The following is a 22253-nucleotide window of genomic DNA, read 5'->3' as shown; positions in this document are numbered from 1 at the left end:
GTGTATTCCATTAATAGATTAGAAATTAATAATTTTAAGTTAATTGAAGATAAGAAAATAATTAATTTTTCTAAATGTGATTTAGTTGTATTAGATGGACCGAATGGATATGGAAAGACTAGTATATTTGATGCAATAGAAATATTAGTAAAAGGAAGTAGAAATTTAGATCAAGCTTTTAATTCAGAGTATAAGGATGGTGATAAGCCAGTAGTATACGCATACAATAAAAATAAGCCTATTATATTGAAAGGCGAATTTATTAATGAAGTTGGAGAGAAGTTTATAGTAGAAAGAATAATAGAGGATCCTGCGAATATAGGAAAGATAAGTGAGTTAAAAGATAGATTTAATGCATATAAGTTGAATAATTTTGAAGAATATGAAGGAGAAGAAATTACACAAGAGTATATAAATGATATATTGGGGTTATATCCTAATGAAGATATTTATAATTTAATGTATTATATACAACAAGAAGAAACATTATTTTTTTTAAAGGAGAATGAATATAAAAGAAAAGAAATATTAAATACTCTATTTAATATGGAGAAAGAATGTAAGGAACAAAGTAGAATACTTAAGTTAAGAGATAAACTTAATTCAAAAAGAAAAGAAATTGGTGGAACAAATGGAGAAGGCGGAGAAATTGCTAAGCTGAATAAGGAAATAAATGAAATAAAAGTTAAAGATGTTATCGATGTAGAATATAAAAGACTTATAGAAGACAAAAGTATTATATGGGATAATCAACTATTGCAATTAGATTATGATACTTTTCAGAAATCAATAATGGAATTAGATAGAATAAAATTATTAAGAGAAAATTTAAAAGATTACGAATCAATTCTGTATAATAATAGAATAGATTTTGCATTGAATACAAGGCAAGAAGATGTATTAAGAGGAGGTTTTATACTTAAGGAAGAATTGGCAGAGTATAGCCAAATAATGAAAGATATAAAGCTATGTGATTCGTATAAGAGATTTGTTAAATTTTTAAAATCGGATAATTATGAATCTATACAAGAAATCTTACAAGAAGATAATGAATTAAAAAGCGATTTGAAAAAGGAATTTGATATAGATAAATTTTATGATGATATTTCGAATATTGAGACGAGTAATAAGAATGCAAGCCACTTGGATTCATTAATAATAAATATTAATTCTATCAGAAAAAATCTAGAAAATGAATATGAAAAGTATAATTTAAAAAATAAAGAACAAGATATATGCCCGTTATGTGGATATGATTATACTAAATTAGACACTAAATTAACAGATAAGATACTGGAGAAAGAAGAATATTTCTCTAATCAACTTGATAATAGTAATAAGAGTTTAGACCAATTAATTAAAAAAACTAAGGAAGAATTTATAACTCCAATAATAGAATTTTTAGAAAAAGAAATAAATGAGAAAGATATAGACAGAGATTATAAGAAGTTGTTGGATTTAGCCAATTTAAATGAGGTAAGGATAAATAATTTTAATCGGTTTTGTAATGAAAATAATATAGATTTAAAAAAATATGCATTGGAGAGAAAAAAATATACGAAGGAAAAAGAAGAAAATAATTTAAATTTATTGAAGGAAGAATTAAAGTCTAAAAAAAGAAAATTAGAAAATGAAGAGATTCTTATTAATAAGAAAGAAGTTGATATAACTTTTTCTAATATTTTTGACAGCAAGATTGAAAGAGTTAGAAGTTTAACTATTACAGATATAATTAATAAAAAATTATATATAGACAACATATGTAGTGGGCAAGAAAACATTAAACGAAGTAAAAAGATAAAAGAAAAAGAATTACTAAAAAAGAAATATTTGAGATTGGACGATGAATATAATAAATGTAAAGATATAGCTTCAGTATATAAAAAATGTATTGATAATTACTCAAATAATATTATCAAAATACTTCAAATACCTCTCTACATATATAGTGGGAAAATAATACAGGATTATCAATGCGGATTAGGAGTATTTATAAGAAGTGAAAGTGGGGAACAACAAATAAGATTGAAATTTGTTAATAGTAATGAGTCTAAACATGACTTACTTAATAAATTTAGTTCGGGTCAATTGTCAGGGGTAATATTATCCATTATGCTGTCTTTAAATAAAGTATTTTCTAATAATAGTTTTAATGCTTTATTAATTGATGATCCACTTCAAAGTATGGACGATATAAATATGACATCATTTGTAGAGTTGTTAAGAAATGAATTCGGAAAATCTCAAATAATACTTTCTACGCATGATGAACGTATTTCAAGATATATTAGATATAAGTTTGAAAAATTCAATCTAAAGACAATAAGATATAATGTAAAAGAAGAATTAAAAGTTCAATAAAAAATTTTAATTAACAGTAATAAATATAAAGTTAAATATATATTATAACGCTGTGACAAAGAAGAGGAGTACTTAGAGTAATATGAACTATAGGTACTCCTTTTTCTATTTTCAAGGAGGTCTACGTTATACCCGTTACGGAGAACCGTACCATAAGTGAGGGCCCAAATTTTATATTTGGTATCTCGAACTTACTCAGCGAACGAATGTGAGTCGAGTTTCCTTTTATAATTTAATAAAGTGAAAGTTTAATAATAATTCATATTAGGAATAAACCTTATTATTTATGGATAAATGATAAGGTTTATTATATTTTAATATAATGTTTTAATAAAAAACATGATCGTTTTAGTAAAAATGATTATATTTATGATAAAATGATAAGAATAAAGAATAAAGAATAAAGAATAAAGAATAAAGAATAAAGAATAAAGAATAATATAAATGAGGGAGAATACATAATGATTTCTTTTGAAAATAATAAATTAAATAACTTAGCATTACCAATGAATATAGTGAGAATGTTAACTACTATAAATGAATATAAGGGGAAGCAAGATTTGTATAAAAAACAATCTCCTCAAATATTAAAAACACTTAAAGATGTAGCAATTATACAAAGTGCAGAATCATCTAATAGAATAGAAGGTATTTATACGTCGAATAAAAGATTGCGTGAAATAATGGATAATAAAATAGAGCCAAGGGATAGAAGTGAAAGTGAAATAGCTGGTTATAGAGATGTATTAAATACTGTTCATAATGCTTTTGATGCTATACCTGTAAAATCATCTGTATTGTTACAATTGCATAGAGATTTATATAAGTTTTCATCAGCTAAGGGTGGAAGCTATAAAAATACTGATAATGTGATTGAAGAAGTATTGCCTAATGGAACTAAATATATAAGATTTAAGCCTGTAGATGCTTTTAGTACCACAATATATATGGAGAAACTGTGCGAAGAATATAGAAAAGAGTTTGTGAAAGAAGAGGTAGATCCATTAGTTTTAATTGCCACATTTATATTAGATTTTCTTTGCATTCATCCCTTTAATGATGGAAATGGAAGAATGTCTAGATTAATAACACTTTTACTTTTGTATCAAAGTGGTTTTGAGGTTGGAAGATTTATTAGTTTAGAAAAAATTATCGAGGATAGCAAAGAAACCTATTACGAAGCATTGCATAAATCATCAATGTTATGGCATGATGGGAAAAATAATTTATATATATGGTTTGAATATTTTCTTGGAGTTATTATAAAGGCATATAAGGAATTAGAGGATAGAGTAGGATGTATTGACAATACTAGGGGAAGTAAGAGCGAAAGAATAGAAATGGCTATAGAAGGAAAGTTAGGCTACTTTACTAAGAATGAAATAAGAACTGTATGTCCTGATGTGGGAGAAGCCACTATAAATAGAGTATTTGAAAAGCTGAGAGTTGAAAAGAAAATAGAGGTTGTAGGCAGGGGAAGAAATTCTAAATGGAAAAGGCTATAGGGATAAGAGGTATATAATTAAAATGGAAAAGTTTCGCTCTCAAATGATATCATAGATAAGCGCAAGTTTTGGCCTTAACTATAGAATTTACTTGGTTAAGGCTATTTTTGTGTAAAAACTATATCACAAGTAATGCTTTATTTATAAAGCATTTTATAAAAAGGCAAATGTTTTTATTATAAAACAACTGAAATTATTGCCCCCTTTTACCCAAAGCTCCACTTTGAAACGATGCTATCATCATTATCTAAAGGTATATAAACATCGATAAAATTACTTATATCCTCATCTATAAACCCTTCATCTGTATCAATAATATCTACTACGGTATCTTTCTTTTTTCTAGTTTTCTTTTTGCTTTTCATAGTATCAAATAATAGTTGGGTATCTTTAAGGGTACTATTTCCTTTAATATTATTATCTTTACTATTTGTTAATGTAGCAGTATCTTTACTTTCATTAATAATATCTAAATTTAATCCAGTAACATCCTCACTAATGGATGATTTGTTTTCACTTGTTTTATTCTCTAACTTATTATCTTTTGTATCAAGGATTTCAGGGGTTAAGTTTTCACTTAACGTTGGATTATCCTTAACCTCAGATTCTTTATTCTTAGATATTTCTTTTTCTTTCACCTTGATATTTTGATGTTTAGCAAAGTTTCTCACCTTATAAACATTATCTAAAGTAAGTTCAAGCATTTCTAATTCTATAAATATATCTAATGCCAATTTAATTTGAGCAATATCTCTATTAAACTCTATTGAGAATGTCTCCATAGTATATGGTATACTCTTAGAAAGATATAGCTCCCCCTCCAAATTAACTTTACCTGCTAACAGCAAAATTCTGCTCCAGATATAATAAATAACATCTCTTTCCGGCTTCATATCAATTATTTTAAATTTAGTATCCTCATACATATCTACTCTTAATTTTACATATTTTCTCTCTTTCATGTTTTTCACCCTCCTAATATTTTTGTAAAAGGAAACTTTTCTTGTCTTTGCACTGCAAATTAAGATAGAAGAAATCCTTACAATTAATATATATACAATAATTGAAATAATTAGCGGGTATTATAGTAATTTTTTAAAAAATAAATAAATTTGCAAGCTCCATCAATAACTTTTCAATCTCCGTATTGGATTAAGTATTGGTTCTATAAAAAAAAGACGGCTTACAAGTAGTAAATCGTCTTTTTCTATAAATAATAATTTAAACTTTAAATCTATTAACTTCCTCTATCATTTTATTAGTCATATTACTAAGGTCTTGAGCGGAGGAGGCTACTTCTTCTATGGAGGCATTAAGCTCCTCAGAGGATGCTGAGATTTCCTCAGATGACCCTGAAATTTCCTCTGAGATTGATGATAATGTATTTATTCTATTTAGAATAATATCCTTATCGTTATCTATATTATCAGCTGAACTTTTAACTATTTCTATTTTAGGAATTACCTCATCCACAGCTTGTATTATTCGCTTAAAGGAAACTATAGTCTTGTCAATAATTCCAGCTTGATTAATCATCTCACCATCCATTGTTACAGCTTCTTGTACTATAATAGATGTATTATTTGATATTACATTTATTAAATTACTAATGTTTTCTGATGAAGCCTTTGATTGTTCAGCAAGTTTTCTTATTTCCTCAGAGACTACTGTGAACCCTCTGCCTGCCTCACCAGCTCTAGCTGCCTCAATAGCTGCATTTAGTGCTAATAAATTAGTTTGTTCTGCAACACTATTGATCATATTTGTAATCTCATTTATCTCATTTATATCTTTTCCAAGATCCATTATTTTTGAATTAAAAGCCTTAAATGAATTGCTTATATTTTTTACTGAGTGATTTAATCCATTCATTTCAGTACTACTATCATTAGCCATTATACTTATTTCTCTAGAATTTGAGTCTACAACTTTTATTTCTCCAAGCATCTCTGATAGCTTATTACCAAACTCATTTAGAATTTCTGTCATTTGCATTAAATCTTGAGATTGAGTATTTATACCCTGAGCTATTTCAGCTGTTGATTGTACAGAACTTTCAGATACGCTTGATATCTCTTCTGAAATGGCAGATAAGTTTTCTGATTGAGTATTAATAGTTAGGGAATTGTCTTTAATTTTTTTAATCATCGTTCTTAGTGAAGCCTGCATTGATTTCATAGAATTAATCATAACCCCAATTTCATCTTTTGAATTCAAATACTTAGTAGGAACTTCCACAGATAAATTTCCGTCTGATAATAATCTCAGATGATTTGAAGCTGATTTTATTCCTTTTGATAAAGCATTAGAGATTATGTAAATTATGATAAACGCTATTACAATAAATATTATTGACGTTAGTATAACTAAAGTTTTTAAACTATTTAATTCTGATAATATTTCATTTTGAGTTACAGAGATTCCTACGGACCAATCAGTTCCGCCTACTGGAGCATACCCAACATATTTTTCTTCTCCACCGTATTCATACTCACCTAGGCCAGCTTCTTTTGCAAGCATTTTTTTATGTACATCAGCTAAGGCTTGAAAATTGGAATTTTTTTTTGACTCTTCTATTATGTTTGACATTTGTATAACTAAATCTCTATTACTATTTGCAATAGAAGTTCCGTTTTTATTTAGCATAAATGCAGTGCCTGTTTTCCCAACTTTTACTTCATCAGTCATATCACTTAAATAATTACCATCTCTAGCTTGAACAAGTACTCCTACAACTTTATTATTATTTTTAATTGGAACTGCATATACAACGATTATCATACCGTCTGTTTTGCTAACTATTGGGTCGGATACACTAGCTTTGCCTTCCAGTGCTTGTTTAAAATATGACCTCTCATTAAAGTTTGATTTTGAACCATCGGTAAGGATTGAATTTCCATTAATATCAACAATACCCATACTAATGCTTCCAATTCTTTTAGATTCATCTGTAAGAATTGATATTTTATTATCTATTGAATTGTTTGGATCTTTTATATCTGATCTTGCAGCAATAGCTTCTAGTGTATTTAATTCTCCTTGAAGCTTACTTTGAATATTACTAGCTGTTTGCTCAGCAATTCTAGGCATAGTGTTATTTAAGTTAGATTTTAGAGCATTTGATGAGTTAATAAAAGAAATTATACCTAATCCTATACACACAACACAAACTAATGATCCGAATAATACCATTAATTTTGATTTTAAACTTTTCATAATATCTCCTTTTTAGATATATGTATTTAAAGATGGTTAGCCATCTTTAGTTATAATTTATAATCAGCTTTTATCTGTAAAATTTACATTATATAAGTATATTCGACTGATAATAATATAAACTTTAACAAATTTGTTAATATAATCATAAAAAAGCTAATAAAACCACTTTCGAAGTCTTATTAGCTCTTTTTCATACTAAGATAATCTAACCTTAAAACATTGATGTAACAACTTATGCTGCAAGTTTTTTATTTGCTGATTTTTTTTCTATTCTTATAAATAATATTGTTAATGCTATACCTACTAAGCTAAGTGCTAATGCTATATAAAATGCATTTGTAAAGCTACCATTATTAGCACCAGCAACTTGAACTGCTATTTTAGGTCCGAAAAATGCTGCTGCGGAGTATCCTATAAATGTGATTCCATAATTTACTCCATAATATTTCATACCAAATTTTTCAGCTACTATTGAAGGGAAAATACCTAAGGTTCCACCAAAACATAAACCTATTCCTATTAATCCAATTGCAAATCCAACTACAGAGTGTGTTGTAGCAAGAACTAGTAACATAGCAGCTACAACAGTATATATACAAATTAATGCATTGTAACGACCAAGTTTATCGGAAACAGCTCCCCAGAATATACGGCCCATACAGTTACTTAATGAGTATAGACTTACATATAATGCTGCTACCGCTGCTGATAATCCAAACATTGTTTGTCCAATAATTGAAGCATTAGATGTTATCATCATTCCTGATAAAGCTCCAATTGTAAACATAGATGCAATTATATAGAATTTTGAAGTTTTTATCATATCTATCCAATTGATATTTACATTTGATCCATTAGCTGAACTAGGAGTTGGTGGATTCCAGCCTTCTGGTTTATAGCCTGCTGGGGTAGCTGTTATAAGTAGACCAAAAACTACTGTAATCACCATATACGCTATTCCCATGATTTTAAATGTTGATAAAACTCCGCTATTTTGAATTAAGTTATTAGCTATTGGAGCGGCTAGAATTGTAGCTCCACCAAAACCTGCTGTAACTATACCAGTCGCTAATCCCTTCTTATCTGGGAATAGTTTAACAGTATTACCTATAGTACCTGAATATGCTATACCTTGTCCTAAACCTCCAAGTACTCCATATGCTAAGTATAGATGTATAGGTTCTTTCACAAAACCTGTTAGCATAAATCCTAAACCAAACAGTGCTCCACCACCTATAATAGATAGTTTTGCTAACCCTCTGTCTAATAGTTTTCCACCTAAAATCATTGGAATTGGTGATATTGCTGCGTTTATAGTAAAAGCTGTCATTACTACCGCCTTAGACCATCCAAACTTTTCACCAAGTGGTCCTGCAAGTACACTAAAAGCATAAACTGCACCTACACATAAATTTACCATTACAGATGCTAAAAGAACTAAATTACGATTAATCTTTTTATCTACCATTACTAATCATTCTCCCTTTTTTATGTATATTTTTGTAATTTTATTTGCTCTATAATTATATTTTTAACAAATATTTTTGTATATATTTCTCACAAATAGTAATATATAAAACAAGAGACTATGAATACATAGGAATTTTATACATGTCACTATTTACATGTATAAAATATCATATATTTTGATCTAAATCAATATATTTTTGTTAAAAAAAAAACAATTAGCTAAAACTAATTGCTTTTATAAAAATGATATTAATTTAAATGATTTATTTCATCAATTGTAAGGAGTCTTCTAACCATTCACAGTATCTATTTTCCCGTTTTAGAGCATTGGTTAAAACTAAGTAATTTCCAAACTCTTTTGACTCATATGTAATTTCATCACCTATAACTACCTTTAGTTTTTCAAACTCCTCTTCTAAAAAAGATAGCCTCTTTTTATGTTTTTCTAACTCATTTAAAAATTGTTCTCTAGCCTCATCTTTGGGTATAGATGAAATAAAATAAGCCTTTAACATAAACTCATCTTTTAAAGTAATAAATTCTTGCTCTAGTGTACTTAACCATTTATTTAACTCTTTTTTCCCCGCATCAGTAATTGAATAAACTTTCTTTTCTAATTTTTCGCCTTGTATTTCTATTTTGAATTCTATTAGACCTTCATCTGTTAATTTTTTTAATTCTGGATATATTTGACTATGCTTTGCACTCCAAAAGTGTCTGATTTCTTTATCTTTGAATTCAGTCATAATATCATAACCGCTCATTTCGCCTCTATCTAGTAGACCTAAAATAGCGTGTTTAAGAACTCTCATATTTATCCTCCATTACTTTAAAAATTATTTTTCATATTTGATTATCTAGAAATAATTTTTATATTTTTATAGCAATATAAAGGTGTTACTGTTTTGGTAACACCTTTATCAAATTCGAATCTTTAGTTTAGTATTTCTTATCTTGTAAACAGTAAAATTATTACCTGTATATTATATCACATAAATAATTATTATGATGTTTTTAATAAAGTTATTCGATTATTAATAGGTTAAGGATATCTCACAAATAATCTTTTACACTTTGATCAAATGCTTAAATTCACCAGATAACTATATTCTGAACTCCAACCCAGTGAATAAAAGAACTATCTTTAAGTTTTAATAGATCTTTACTGTCAGCAGATATATACATACCAGCATATTCAGCACCTTTATCTTCAGTTTCTTTAATTAAATCGTCAATATTAATATTTTCAAACATATCCTGATAGTACATAGACCTCAGAAGGCTTAGATTGTTCTTTATAAGAGATAGATTTCCTATAAGAGATTCTTTATGAGCTTCGTTATCCATATTTTCATATTGAGTTTGTTTTCCTCTGTTATTCTCTAGTTGTTTTGCATTCTTATTGTCATATGGAAAGACTGTTGTACGTAGAAAATAAGAAGGATTTGCTAATACAAAGTTTGAGTTAAATACAGCTATAGGTGAGATATCAAAGGTTGACATATCGGCATCTGTAGAGTCAAGCTTATCAACAAAAGATTCTTTTATTTCTTCAGCGGTTAAGGGTTTATTAAATTGTATAAATATTTTTGCTTTAGTTCCTTGAGGAGCATTTTCAAGTACATTAAAACCAGCTTTTGGATCAGATTCATGATCAAAAAAAGGAGTGAATTCTTGAAATATTAGTTGAGGTGCCGTTGTTTCTTTTGATTTAGAAGGCTCACCAAAACTGTATTTTACATTTAAATCCATTTCATCTATTTTAGTGTTTCCGATAGTATTTTCAAGAGAGATATCGATATTTTGTTGTGCAAAAAGTGATGAGCTAACTCCGCTACGATTTGATTTATATTGAGGTTGAAACATCTCTGCAAATTGAACTATAATCTCTCTTTTTACATATAACTCCTTATAGTCTAATCCAAACAAAGATGTAATTATTTTAGATGAAGTAAAATATAGAAATATAAAAAATAAAAAAACACAAATAGATGAAAATGCGGTTATTAGTATAATTCTTAAATTTATTCTAAGTTTTAATGATTTATCTGTTATATTACCTTCAGATATATTTTGCTGTTTAAGTTCTTCAAAAAAATCCTTTTCATCACTATTAAGATAATCTGATATAGCAATGAATTTATCAATAGAGGATTGTATTTCAGAAACTTCTTCTTTATTTAATTTACCTTCTTTATATAACTTGAGTTTTTCTTGGAATTCGCTATTCATCAATTTCCCTCCTTAATTCTCTAAGTGTTTTTCTGGCTCTGTAGATTAAATTAGTAACTGCTGAAACGCTTATACCTAAAATTTCTGATGCTTGATGATAAGATAACTCGTTTACTAGGCATAACAGCACTACCTGTCGTTGATTCTCTGGAAGTTGTTTTATTAATATAAAAGCAGAGTTGACACTTTCCTTAAGCATTAACTTGTCTGTAAAATCTTGTATGTTTATTTTATTTAAAAAGTTATCTTCATGAAAGCTTAATCTACTATTTTTTTTAACATAGTCTACGTAGAGGTTATGAGCCACTGTGAGAAGCCAGGATTTTATGCTTTCATTAGAAATTTGAAGAATACTTAAAGCCTTAACAAAAGATTCTTGAGTCAAGTCTTCTGCTGTTTGGTGGCTATAGGTAAGTCCATAAAGGTATCTATATACATAAGGAAAATATTCTTTATAAATTTTAATAAATGAGTCCCTCTTCAATCAGTCACCTCCATACTTTTATTTAAAGTCTGTCATTATATATACGATTTATCTAGCCAATTATCGCACTATTGTATAAAAATAAAGTGTTCTAATTTATATAATAAGGCAAGTTGTCCTATTTAGTATAATAATAGTTTAAAGTTGGAATTATATTATATAACAGAAATCTTATTAGGAGGAGTTTACAAGATGCAACAAAATCAACAAACTCAACAAGCGGCTCAGTTAGTGGAGGAAACAATCCAAAAAGCATTATATTCAATTAAACAAGCCACACAAGTTGCAAATCCACAGGCGGTTATAGATACACAATCTCAATTACAAGAGGCAACAAAAAAATTAGAGGATGCTAGAAATACAGCAACCCCTGCTCAGAAACAACAATTCCATCATGTACAACAATTGTTGCAGCAGGCTCTTCAACAAGTTCAACAAGCCATTCAATTAGGAAATGAGTAATAAAATAGACACCTGAAAAATAGGTGTCTATTTAACGTATTTAATATGAATTCTATGTAGTGGAATCTGTGGGAATTAGTGATTTTATTACATCTTGAATTTCTTTATATCCAGTACAACGACAGATATTAGATTCTAGACAGTCTTTTATTTCAGTATCATTTGCTTTTGGATAGTTATTAATGAGTGAATTACAATTCATAAGAAATCCTGGAGTACAGTAACCGCATTGAAAGGCAAAATTTTTAATAAACTCAGTTTTAAGAGCGGTGTTTTTAAGTCCTTCAACGGTGATAATTTTCTTTCCTACAGCTTCTATGGCTAACATCAGGCATGACTTTATAGACTCTCCATCGATATCTACAGTACAAGCTCCGCAATCACCATTTAAGCATCCAGGTTTAGCCCCAGTTAAACCTAATTCTTCACGAAGAACCTCCAATAATGTATCAGAGTGGCGTACGTAGACTATTCTCTCCTCATCATTAACGTTTAAAATAATTTCTGATTTATTCATTCTCTACACTCCTTAAAATATCTATTAAAGTATTTTTAAGAACAAATTTTCTATAACCATCTGAGCCATGAACATCATTTAACACAGTATCAGGTATATTATTTATTGCTTTTTCTATTTTTTCATCTTGAGATAGATACCTGTCATTTAAATTTTCTTCCATTTCTTTGCTACGAAAAGGATAGGCACATAAACCGCTAAAGGCAAATCTTATAAAGTTATCTTTTTTATTAGCTGATACTGTTACTAAAGGATAACCAACATCCCAGTGTTTTCGTTTCTTTATGCAAAGAGAAAGAGATTCAAGCTCTTTTTCTTCTATAACTATTTGAGCTAAAAGTTCGCCCCTATCTAAATTCAAATTTTTATTAAAAACATTTTCTATTGGAGATAGTTTTAAACCTTTTGGACCAGCAATTAACACTTTGCTATCAGTTAATAATAGAGGTAAAATTGTTTCTCTATATTTAATATTTGAACATATATTTCCGCCAAGGGTAATTTTATTCCTTGCTGTATGGTCAGCTATCTCAACTATGGATTTGCCTAGGAAGGGAAAATATTGTGACTCTTTAATTTTATTCAAGGTTTGGGAAGCACCTAAAGTAATTATTCCTTTATCTTTTCTTAACAATAAACAATCGGGAATTTCTTTAATGTCAATGACAGCACCTGTATTAATTTTATTAACCCTTCCTAAAGTAATAATTTCTGTACCACCTGAAAAATATATTGGAGACTTTTTATTTTTATCTAAATCTTGAAATAAGGATATAGCTTCATTAAGTGATTTAGGTTTGTGGTATTCAAAATTGTAACTAATCAACTTTTATTCACTCCATTCTTTTCACTCCATATTAGTTCGGGAGTTATGGGAAGTTTAGTTAATTCTATGCCGGAAGCGACTGATAATGCATTTGCTAAGGCCGCAGGCATGCCTATAAGACCATGCTCTCCAAGTCCTCGAGCGCCATAAGCACTATCAATATGGGGGGTTTCAATAAACTGTACAATATACTCTGGATGTTCACCGTATCTATAAGGAGTGTATGTACGAAGTCTATTATTGAGTACAATGCCATTATCATCAAATAATAGAGTCTCACTGCTTCCTAAGTTTAATCCCATATCCATTGCACCTATGATTTGACCCTCAGCTAGTTTTAAATTTAAAATCTTACCTGCATCTATAATAGAATAAGCTCTTAAAATTTTGTATGTATAGTCTCTTATATCGAACTCTATTTCAACACCTTGTGCTCCAACTGTAAATTCTGGACCTGGTTTACCTACGCCAGTATTATAATCTAGATGAGTTAGGTGTCTTAAAGTGTAGTATCCTCTACCAATTATTTGACCTCCTATCCCGTAACCATTAGGGTATTTATAACCGCAACATACATCTTTAACTGTTATAAATATATCAGGTTCATCTTTAACATAAATCATTTCATTTCCTATATCTAGATCATCTTGTGAGCACATAAGTATTCTAGATGCTATATCTTTTAGCTGATAAATTAGATCATCTGCTGCTTTTAATAATGCTCTTCCCGCCATGAGAGTTCCTCTACTTGCAACTGTCTTCCAATGGGAAGGAGAAGTTTGCGTATCAACATCCATTTTTACATGTATTTTATTTATATCCATTTTTAATTTTTCAGCTAGTATTTGAGCGAGTATGGTTTTTGTTCCCATGCCTATTTCAACTATGCCACAGTTAACATTTATACTGCCATCACCATTAAATGTTAATATAACACCAGAACCAGATTCACTTCCGATAGTTGAAGTTTTCCAAACACAGCTTATCCCTTTTGTTCTAATCTTTCTATCATCTACATAAATAATTTGACCTTCTGACCAATTCATACTTTGCTTTAAACTTTCAATGCAAGTAGGCAGGTCTCCAACAGTACTTCTGTTTAGGAGTATTTGAGTTGGGGTTGTATCACCTGGCTTAATTGAATTTTTTTTCTAAGATCTAAGGGATCCATTTTAAGTTTTTTTGCAAGCATATCCATTGCTCTTTCAAAGACAAATAAAATCTCAGAGTGACCAAACCCCCTATATGCTGTAACATAAGGATGGTTTGTGTAAACACACATAGAGTCACACCAAATATTATCTATATTATAGGGGCCTATACATGTGGCTCCTGCAGCTCTGCTTATAGTAGTACCTTTATCAGAGTATGCACCAGTATCAAACATATATGTAATTTCTGCAGATGTAAGTTTTCCATCTTTTGTGGCTCCAAGCTTTATATTTGCATCTAAACCAATATGAACTGGAGATGATATCATATCCTCTTCACGAGTCAGCATTAACTTCACAGGTCTACCACCAACAGCTATAGTAGCCATATACGCAATGAGTTCTAACTGAACAGCAGCCTTTCCTCCGAATCCTCCACCTACAAATGGAGTTTTAACTATTACTTTTCCTTCATCAAGACCAAAATAGTCACTCATCAATTTTTTATAATATATGGGGCTTGAGTGGATGATGTAAATATAACACTCCCATCAGGATGAGTTTCTGCAATAACACATCTTGTTTCCATAGAGATATGATCTGATTGAGCAAACGAAAAGTTTGAACTTATGGTTACATCACTTTGACTAAAAGCTTCATTTGGGTTGCCTTTTCGAATTTTAACACGGTTTGCAATATTACTATTTGCTTCAGGATAAACGTGCTCTATCTTCTCATACACCCCCAAGTTTTCATGTACCAAGACTGAATTCGGCAAAAGTGCATCTTTAGGAGAGTTTACAACAGGTAAAGGTTCGTATATAACTTCAATAAGATCACAAGCTATTTTTGCTTGAAGTTCAGTATCAGCAACCACTGCAGCAACTGGTTCCCCGTGATATCTTACTTTTTCATAAGCAATAAGAGGTCTATCTTTAATTTCTTCTCCGGTTAATGGAAAAGGCTGACCTAATATAATCGTACGTACACCAGGTATCTCTAATGCTTTTGAAGAATTTATATTTTTTATTTTCGCGTGTGCATAGGGGCTTGTTATGAGTTTTATATGAAGCATATCTTTGCTTGAATAATCAGCGGTATATTTAGCTGCACCAGTTACTTTCTCTAGTGCATCTTTACGATGAACGCTTTGTTCAAGAATCCAGCTCATGAAACTTTCCTCCTTTTCACAATATTTACTCTAATGTTTATTATTAGTCCAGATAGATTAATTTATACTTAAAGGATTTAATACATTAAATAGCAGAGAGTATAAAACCGGTGATTTTAGAAAATATAATAGAGTAGGAATTAAGCCTATTTTAGAATTTTTATAAATAAAACATAGTTAGGAGTTTTTTTATGCCAAATGAGAATGGAACTATTTCATATGAGCTATTAACCCTTATTACAACAGCTACATTAATAGGAACCTTAGCAAGGATATTTATGATTCAAATAGACTATAGACAATATCCTAATTATCCAAATGCATATTTAATACATATAGTGACAGGGGCACTAGCTTCTGCAATAGGAGCATTTATTGTACCTGCAATAGTTCAGGAGCAGTTTACTGCTGTAACTTTTTTAGCTTTAGGAGTACAACATTTTAGAGATGTTAGAAAAGTTGAGAGAGAAAGTCTTCTAGATCTAGAAGGCCAGGAATATACAAGTCGAGGAGAAGCTTATATAGATGGTATTTCAAAGACATTTGAATCTAGGAATTATATAGCCTTAATAGTATCATTGGCTACAGGGATTACGATCAAAATTATTCAAAGTTATACTAATACTCCTACGGTTATAGAAATTATCCTATCTTCAATTGTAGGACTTTTAGTTTTTTATATGATTAAAATATTTACGAAAAGTCATAGGTTGGAAGATATAGCAACTGTAACAGAAGGAAAAATAGAAGTTAAAAATTCAACTTTATATGTTAATGGTATGTTTGTTTCTAACATAATGGGTAGAGATGAGGCAAAGGAGTGGTTTGTGAAAGATGGAATAGCTGCTTGTATAGAACCTAATCACGAGCATTATCAAATTCCCATAATGAATCCAGGACAGAGGCAGGCAATTCTCTTTGAGGTAACAAGAAGATTAGGACAGAGAAAAATATATAGTGTGCAGGATATAAATAGTGGAAAGTTAATTATTGTCGTTGTTCCTGTAATTAAAAGCTTTGAGTTATTAAAAGAGACAATATTATTAACTCCCTTACTAGAGACTGTGAAGAAAAATTCTAAACTTCTTAATATAAAAAAGGAGGGTAAGTAATGGACAGTAATAATATTATTGCATATGTTACTCTTGATAAGGAGAGATACTTAGGAGGAAATCCGTTATCTTTATTAGCAAAAGATGAAAATGAATTATCAGATATATCTGAAGCCCTTGCGGAGGCTTTTGTAGCATATATATTAAAGCTTTCAAATGGTGATTGCATAGTTATAAAGAAATAAAAGAAAAATCTTGAAGAACGGAATAAATGCATATATAATTAGTACATAATAGTTATATATGGAAAACAGTGATTATAAAAGCTACGATTTATAAATTTCTTAAGAGAGCCGATGGTTGGTGTGAATCGGTGAAAGGTTAAATCTTTCCACTTTTGGAGCTGTCGGTGATGAATCGAAAGGTTTGTACTCTTTATTGTACTATTGTCGAGTGGCTAGTTGCTTTATAGACTAGCAAGTTGGGTGGCAACGCGGATATCTCCGTCCCAATATATATATTTTTATATATGGGATGGTTTTTTTTATTTCAATTTATATTAAATGTATCAGGAGGATAAAAAATGTTAGATTTAAAATTTGTTAGAGAAAATCCAGAGTTAGTTAAACAAAATATAAGGAATAAATTCCAAGATAACAAACTTCCATTAGTAGATGAGGTTATTGCGTTAGATGCAGAGCTTAGAGGGGCAAAGGTAATAGCCGATGGACTAAGAGCTGATAGAAATAAATTTTCTAAACAAATAGGTGGATTAATGGCTCAAGGAAAAAGAGATGAAGCCGAAGAAATGAAGAAAAAGGTTACTGAGCAATCTGAAAAGTTGGCTGAGTTAGAAGCAAAAGAAGCTGAGTTAGAAGAAAAAGTAAGAAATATTATGCTAGTAATTCCAAATATAATTGATCCAAGTGTACCAATAGGTAAAGATGACAGTGAAAATGTTGAAGTTCAACGTTATGGTGATCCATTTGTACCAGAGTTTGAGATTCCATATCACACAGAGATAATGGAAAAATTACAAGGAATAGATTTAGATAGTGCTAGAAAGGTAGCTGGGAATGGTTTCTACTACTTAATGGGTAATATTGCAAGACTACATTCAGCAGTAATTTCTTATGCTAGAGACTTCATGATAGATAGGGGCTTCACATACTGTATTCCTCCATTTATGATTCGTAGTGAAGTTGTAACTGGGGTTATGAGTTTCGCAGAGATGGAAGCTATGATGTATAAGATAGAAGGCGAAGATTTATATTTAATCGGAACAAGTGAACATTCTATGATTGGAAAGTTCATAGATACTATATTGCCTGAAACTTCACTTCCACAAACGTTAACTAGTTATTCTCCTTGTTTTAGAAAAGAAAAAGGAGCTCATGGTATAGAGGAAAGAGGCGTATATAGAATTCATCAATTTGAAAAGCAAGAGATGATTGTTGTATGCAAACCAGAAGAAAGCATGGAATGGTACGATAAATTATGGAGAGATACTGTAGATTTATTCCGTTCTTTAGATATTCCAGTAAGAACATTAGAATGTTGTTCAGGTGATTTAGCAGATTTGAAAGTTAAGTCAGTTGACGTTGAAGCTTGGTCTCCTAGACAAAAGAAATACTTTGAAGTTGGAAGCTGCTCCAATTTAGGTGATGCACAAGCTCGTCGTTTAAAGATTCGTGTAGATGGAAAAGATGGTAAATATTTTGCACATACTTTAAATAATACAGTAGTGGCTCCTCCAAGAATGCTAATTGCATTTTTAGAGAATAACTTAAATGAAGATGGCTCTATAAATATTCCTGTAGCATTAAGACCATATATGGGTAATAATGAAGTAATTAAATAGTATATATTAGCGCATTGAATTTATTTAATTCAATGCGCTATATTTATTTGGTAAAGCAGTGTCAAAAATAGGAAAATATTAATACTTATATAGTAAAAGTATATTTTAGAAAGGATGGCATATATGTTTAGAATGTTTCCTTTTATGCTTAACGGAATTAATATTTTCAGTGGTATGTTTACTGATACATTTTTTAATAATATGATTAATCAAGTCTTAGCGAGTAGTTTAGTTAATGAAAGACCAAGGGAGCAGGATTATAGTGTTGAGATGAAAGATCATGGAGATTATTATCTATTAAAAGGGTATTTACCAGGGGTTTCACCTAAAGATATAAGTATAGATTTTGAAAGGAATAGAGCTATTTTAACTATCAGAAGAAGACAAGTATATAGTAATGGGTTGAATGTAATGATGAGTATAGTTGAGACTGGCGGTAATTTAATTAAAACTTTCAATATAGAAGAGATAGATAAAAGCAAGATAGGTGCAGCATTTGATAGAAGTATACTTCTATTAACTTTACCTAAGAAAAAGATGATAAAAAAATATGAGGAAGAGGAAACTCCAATAATAGTAGATGTAGATAGTTATGAAGTTGAGTGAAATAAAAAAACCTCCTTTGCAAAAAAAATAGGGTGCATAGGAGGTTTTTTGTTAAAGATAATAAAAGGCTAGATTAAGCTATTATTTTATGTAAGGTAGTATTAATTTTATAATGTCCTCAATTAAATGTAGTTCTTTAGTGGAACATTTATTAATTAAGTCATATATTAAGTTTTTACTCTGTACAGAGTAATTCGCTAAATCTTCTCTTAAAATCACATTAGCAGTATCAGTGTATTTATTTCCATATATCAAATAGTCAGTAGATATATGGAGACAATTAGATATTTTAACTAAAGCGATAAGGCTCATCTGTCTTTCCCCACGTTCAAGTTGTCCAATATATAAGGGTGAAAAGTCAACAATCTCAGCAAATTTCTCTCTAGTCAGGCTTAATGCTTCTCGCTCAGTTCTTATTCTATGCCCGATGGCTTTATTATCTATATTTAGTAATTCATTCTTCAATTTAGTTCACTCCTCAAGATAACTCTATACATAAAAATTAATTAGATAAATAAGCAGAGAGCTATTATATTTTGTTTGCAAATAGCATAGTAGTTCAGTAAAATTATATATGTTAAATATTTACTGATAGTTAAAGCTAAGGTGGAGGAGAGTTGATGATTAAAAGAGAAATAAGCGAATTAAGAGATGAATTACATTCGCTGATAAATGAAAATGCTGATTATAATGAAATATTAAAGACAAGCGTTGAACTAGACAAGTTAATAGCGGAGTTTATTAATAATAAAGAGAAGAATAATGATAAAGATAAAGATGAGTTGTAGTACATATTTCCTGATCTATAATAAGAATAAGCATATTAAGCTTATTAATATGCTCATCTAATTATTAAGATTTCCATTTAAATAAACTTTCTTCAAGTATATCTATTAACATAAACAAAACAAATCCCAATAGACCAAGGATTATTATTCCTGTGTACATTTCCAAATAACTGATTCTGCTCCATGCATCTAATATATAATAACCTATTCCATATTTGGTTCCATAACCTTCTGCAAAAAACAATATTGAGAGTGCTGTTCCTATAGATAATCTTAAGGTTGTAAGTAGCTCTGGCAATATAGCTGGTAATGTTATGTGAGAAAATATTTGAAGTTTTGAGGCACCAAGGCTTCGTATAGGATTATAGGTTTCATAGGGTATATTAAGAGCTGCATCTCTTACTGCCACAATAATTTGGAATACCAAAATAAGAACTATAATAATAATTTTTGATTTATCTCCTAATCCATATAACAGCATTACTATAGGAAGTAGAGCAGTTTTTGGAATGGGGTAGGTGAAATAAACCAATGGGTTTAAAATTTTATTCCACATTTTAGAGTAAGCCATAAGTAATCCAATCAATGATCCTATAATTAAGGAAATTATAATTCCACTTGAAACCCTATAGAGACTAACGAAAACATGTTTATAAAGCTCTTGATTAGATAACTTGAACATATTTAAGTATACTTCAGTAGGGCGGGGAAGAATTTTCATATTAACTTTTAGTGAAAAAAGATACCATAACAAATTAAAGGTAATGAATCCTTGTATGAATACTAATAGTTTTTTTCTAATTTTCATATTTTCCAACCTCTTTTTATAATGCTTCTTAAGTATGAAGATAGTTTTAAATATCTTTCATCCTCTCGTAGGTTCTCTGTATTAAATAATGGATTATCAATAATTTCAACTATAGTTCCAGGACAATGAGACATTATAACTATCTTTTTTCCCATATATATGGCTTCTTCTATGTTATGAGTTATAAATAAGGTTGTAAGCTTATATTGATTCCATATGTTTATGAAAAGTTCTTGAGCTTCTTCACGAGTTAAAGCATCAAGTGCAGAAAATGGCTCGTCCATAAGCAGTATATCTGGATTCATTATAAAAGCTCTTGCTATGGCAACTCTTTGTTTTTGACCACCACTTAATTCATTAGGATACCTATCTTTTAGCTCATTTATGCCTAGTTTAGTTTGAATATGCTCTATTCTTTCAGTTAAAGAGGAGTCAATTTTTACTCCTTTTATTTTAAGAGATAATAGGCAATTTTTTTGTACACTTTTCCAAGGCAGAAGTCCAAAATTTTGAGGAATAAGTCCTATATTATGAGTCTTTGGGTTTAGTGATTTATCATTCAAAAGAACATCCCCGGTAGAACTTTTAATGATACCACTAAGGACATTAAGTAGAGTGGATTTACCACAGCCAGAAGGGCCTATGATAGCATAGATATCCCCTTCTGCTATAGTCATATTTATAGGTCCTAATGCATTAATTATTTGATTATTTGATTTATAATTAACTGTAAGATTATTTATATTTAGCATAAGAGACCTCCATAGAAATTTATTTAACGCCTATATTATTTGTAACATCTTTAGGAGTTAAGTTTTTAGTAATTAAGTTATTATCCTTGCACCAATTTATAGCTTCTTGAACTTCTTCATCTTTAGGAAGCATATTTTTTCTAAAAGTAGGTAATTTAATTTTACCTTTCATATCTTCTGGATAACCAACTGTTTTTATAATTAAGTCTTCATATTCAGTAACAGATGTGCTATTTATATATTCAACAGCTTCATTATATGCCTTGTAGAAAGCTTGTATTTCACTAGATTTATCATCTATAGCTTTTTGAGTGAAAGCAGATACTGAAGGGTATGAAGCTAAGTTACTAGCGCTTCCTAGTAGAATTCCACCACTATTTATTGCCATTGAAGAGAATGGTTCTGGAAGTAAAGCAGCATCTACGTTACCATTATTAAGCATCTCAAGTCTAGTTGGTATAGCGGGAACTACTGATTTTTTTACATCTTTAGGATTCATAGAATTTTTCTCTAATATCTTATCTAGAGTGTATTCTATTGAAGTTTTTTCTGATATAGCTACACTTTTTTCTTTAAGATCGCTTAAGGACTTTATTCCAGATTTAGCTCCAGCTACAAGCATAAAATCACCATCTGTAATTCCAGTTATTTTAACATCAAAGTCAGCATTTTGATAAAGGGATATAGCTACTTCATCACATATTACTCCATCTAAGCTTCCAGCTTGAAAAGCTGCATCTCTGTCTTTTGAGTTTTTAAAGGTTTCAATTGTTACATCAACACCTGCTTTTTCAAAAAGACCTTTTTCTTTAGCAATTACGAAAGGTACTGAGTCTATAGAACCCATCATTCCAAAAGTTAAACTTTGTTTTTCAGGTGTTTTAGTTTCTTCAGTTTTTGAACAAGCTGTAAGCGATAATAATACAGCTGCTGAGGTTAATATAGTTAATAATTTTTTTAGTTTAGTCATTTTCTAATTCTCCTATTT

21 protein-coding genes, 1 pseudogene and 1 other annotated feature are annotated in these 22253 nt (G+C 29.7%); of the genes and pseudogenes, 8 read left to right on the top strand and 14 right to left on the bottom strand.

The features are described 5' to 3' along the window. Nucleotides 1-2361 (top strand): AAA family ATPase, encoded by a 2361-nt coding sequence (locus tag B3N22_RS17225; RefSeq protein WP_286908963.1) that lies wholly within the window; start codon nucleotides 1-3, stop codon nucleotides 2359-2361. Nucleotides 2362-2822: 461 nt separating this feature from the next. Further along, a complete protein-coding gene (locus B3N22_RS17220; RefSeq protein ID WP_286908961.1) occupies nucleotides 2823-3866 on the top strand; it encodes a Fic family protein in 1044 nt (347 codons plus the stop codon). A 206-nt stretch (nucleotides 3867-4072) separates the two neighbouring features. Here B3N22_RS17220 and B3N22_RS17215 read toward each other — a convergent pair whose 3' ends face one another. The 6 genes from B3N22_RS17215 to B3N22_RS17190 all read right to left on the bottom strand — a co-directional run bounded on the left by B3N22_RS17215 (nucleotide 4073) and on the right by B3N22_RS17190 (nucleotide 11271). After that, nucleotides 4073-4828, bottom strand: a complete 756-nt coding sequence (locus tag B3N22_RS17215; protein ID WP_286908959.1) for a phage replisome organizer N-terminal domain-containing protein — start codon at nucleotides 4826-4828, stop codon at nucleotides 4073-4075. 259 nt (nucleotides 4829-5087) lie between these two features. Then, nucleotides 5088-7082 carry a methyl-accepting chemotaxis protein gene (locus B3N22_RS17210; RefSeq protein WP_286908957.1) on the bottom strand — a complete coding sequence of 665 codons (1995 nt, stop codon included), beginning with the start codon at nucleotides 7080-7082 and terminating at the stop codon, nucleotides 5088-5090. A gap of 235 nt (nucleotides 7083-7317) precedes the next feature. Further along, a complete protein-coding gene (locus B3N22_RS17205) occupies nucleotides 7318-8553 on the bottom strand; it encodes an L-lactate MFS transporter (RefSeq protein ID WP_286908956.1) in 1236 nt (411 codons plus the stop codon). 265 nt (nucleotides 8554-8818) lie between these two features. Continuing rightward, on the bottom strand, nucleotides 8819-9367 hold the full coding sequence (locus B3N22_RS17200; RefSeq protein WP_286908955.1) for a PadR family transcriptional regulator: 549 nt from the start codon (nucleotides 9365-9367) through the stop codon (nucleotides 8819-8821). Nucleotides 9368-9647: 280 nt separating this feature from the next. Further along, nucleotides 9648-10787, bottom strand: coding sequence for an anti sigma factor C-terminal domain-containing protein (locus B3N22_RS17195; RefSeq protein ID WP_286908954.1), 1140 nt, complete (start codon nucleotides 10785-10787; stop codon nucleotides 9648-9650). Further along, entirely contained in the window at nucleotides 10780-11271 is a 492-nt protein-coding gene (locus B3N22_RS17190) for an RNA polymerase sigma factor (protein WP_286908953.1), read from the bottom strand. Before B3N22_RS17190 ends, B3N22_RS17195 begins: the two co-directional genes overlap by 8 nt. A gap of 192 nt (nucleotides 11272-11463) precedes the next feature. On the opposite strand from B3N22_RS17190, the gene B3N22_RS17185 reads away from it, so the two are divergent. After that, nucleotides 11464-11733, top strand: coding sequence for a hypothetical protein (locus B3N22_RS17185; RefSeq protein ID WP_286908952.1), 270 nt, complete (start codon nucleotides 11464-11466; stop codon nucleotides 11731-11733). A gap of 52 nt (nucleotides 11734-11785) precedes the next feature. On the opposite strand, the gene B3N22_RS17180 is transcribed toward B3N22_RS17185, so the two are convergent. The 4 genes and pseudogenes from B3N22_RS17180 to B3N22_RS23655 all read right to left on the bottom strand — a co-directional run bounded on the left by B3N22_RS17180 (nucleotide 11786) and on the right by B3N22_RS23655 (nucleotide 15302). Further along, nucleotides 11786-12250 (bottom strand): (2Fe-2S)-binding protein, encoded by a 465-nt coding sequence (locus B3N22_RS17180; protein WP_286908951.1) that lies wholly within the window; start codon nucleotides 12248-12250, stop codon nucleotides 11786-11788. Next, a complete protein-coding gene (locus B3N22_RS17175; RefSeq protein ID WP_286908950.1) occupies nucleotides 12243-13076 on the bottom strand; it encodes an FAD binding domain-containing protein in 834 nt (277 codons plus the stop codon). Before B3N22_RS17175 ends, B3N22_RS17180 begins: the two co-directional genes overlap by 8 nt. Next, the gene (locus B3N22_RS23660; RefSeq protein WP_349676650.1) at nucleotides 13073-14122 is read right to left on the bottom strand and encodes a xanthine dehydrogenase family protein molybdopterin-binding subunit; all 1050 of its coding nucleotides are present in this window, start codon (nucleotides 14120-14122) and stop codon (nucleotides 13073-13075) included. The genes B3N22_RS17175 and B3N22_RS23660 overlap by 4 nt, the downstream gene beginning before the upstream one ends. A 53-nt stretch (nucleotides 14123-14175) precedes the next feature. Then, nucleotides 14176-15302: pseudogene (locus B3N22_RS23655) on the bottom strand (xanthine dehydrogenase family protein molybdopterin-binding subunit). Nucleotides 15303-15589: 287 nt separating this feature from the next. Between B3N22_RS23655 and B3N22_RS17165 the strand changes: the two are divergent. From B3N22_RS17165 to B3N22_RS17150, 4 genes are all read left to right on the top strand, one after another. Continuing rightward, a complete protein-coding gene (locus B3N22_RS17165) occupies nucleotides 15590-16510 on the top strand; it encodes a YIEGIA domain-containing protein (protein WP_286908949.1) in 921 nt (306 codons plus the stop codon). Then, entirely contained in the window at nucleotides 16510-16695 is a 186-nt protein-coding gene (locus B3N22_RS17160; RefSeq protein WP_286908948.1) for a capping complex subunit for YIEGIA, read from the top strand. The genes B3N22_RS17165 and B3N22_RS17160 overlap by 1 nt, the downstream gene beginning before the upstream one ends. A gap of 62 nt (nucleotides 16696-16757) precedes the next feature. Next, nucleotides 16758-16964, top strand: a binding site (T-box leader). Nucleotides 16965-17033: 69 nt separating this feature from the next. Then, the gene (gene serS, locus B3N22_RS17155; protein WP_286908947.1) at nucleotides 17034-18311 is read left to right on the top strand and encodes a serine--tRNA ligase; all 1278 of its coding nucleotides are present in this window, start codon (nucleotides 17034-17036) and stop codon (nucleotides 18309-18311) included. 123 nt (nucleotides 18312-18434) lie between these two features. After that, on the top strand, nucleotides 18435-18917 hold the full coding sequence (locus tag B3N22_RS17150) for an Hsp20/alpha crystallin family protein (RefSeq protein WP_073021150.1): 483 nt from the start codon (nucleotides 18435-18437) through the stop codon (nucleotides 18915-18917). A gap of 81 nt (nucleotides 18918-18998) precedes the next feature. Here B3N22_RS17150 and B3N22_RS17145 read toward each other — a convergent pair whose 3' ends face one another. Then, nucleotides 18999-19382 (bottom strand): helix-turn-helix domain-containing protein, encoded by a 384-nt coding sequence (locus tag B3N22_RS17145; RefSeq protein WP_073021149.1) that lies wholly within the window; start codon nucleotides 19380-19382, stop codon nucleotides 18999-19001. Nucleotides 19383-19537: 155 nt separating this feature from the next. Here B3N22_RS17145 and B3N22_RS17140 point away from each other — a divergent pair, with 155 nt between their 5' ends. Next, nucleotides 19538-19705 (top strand): aspartyl-phosphate phosphatase Spo0E family protein, encoded by a 168-nt coding sequence (locus B3N22_RS17140; protein ID WP_286908946.1) that lies wholly within the window; start codon nucleotides 19538-19540, stop codon nucleotides 19703-19705. 64 nt (nucleotides 19706-19769) lie between these two features. Here the strand turns inward: B3N22_RS17140 and B3N22_RS17135 are convergent, their stop codons facing one another. The 3 genes from B3N22_RS17135 to B3N22_RS17125 are packed head-to-tail and all read right to left on the bottom strand — an operon-like array spanning nucleotide 19770 to nucleotide 22235. Then, on the bottom strand, nucleotides 19770-20513 hold the full coding sequence (locus tag B3N22_RS17135) for an ABC transporter permease (RefSeq protein ID WP_286908945.1): 744 nt from the start codon (nucleotides 20511-20513) through the stop codon (nucleotides 19770-19772). Continuing rightward, nucleotides 20510-21265 (bottom strand): ABC transporter ATP-binding protein, encoded by a 756-nt coding sequence (locus tag B3N22_RS17130; RefSeq protein ID WP_286908944.1) that lies wholly within the window; start codon nucleotides 21263-21265, stop codon nucleotides 20510-20512. Before B3N22_RS17130 ends, B3N22_RS17135 begins: the two co-directional genes overlap by 4 nt. A 19-nt stretch (nucleotides 21266-21284) precedes the next feature. Beyond that, complete coding sequence (locus tag B3N22_RS17125; RefSeq protein WP_286908943.1) at nucleotides 21285-22235, bottom strand: ABC transporter substrate-binding protein; 951 nt, start codon at nucleotides 22233-22235, stop codon at nucleotides 21285-21287. Nucleotides 22236-22253: the final 18 nt, after the last annotated feature.

The sequence above is a fragment of the Clostridium sp. UBA1652 genome, assembly GCF_002320975.1.
Taxonomy (GTDB): Bacteria; Bacillota; Clostridia; order Clostridiales; family Clostridiaceae; genus Clostridium_T; species Clostridium_T intestinale.
Note: the sequence above shows the minus strand (reverse complement) of the source record. Positions and strands in the feature narration are given on the sequence as shown.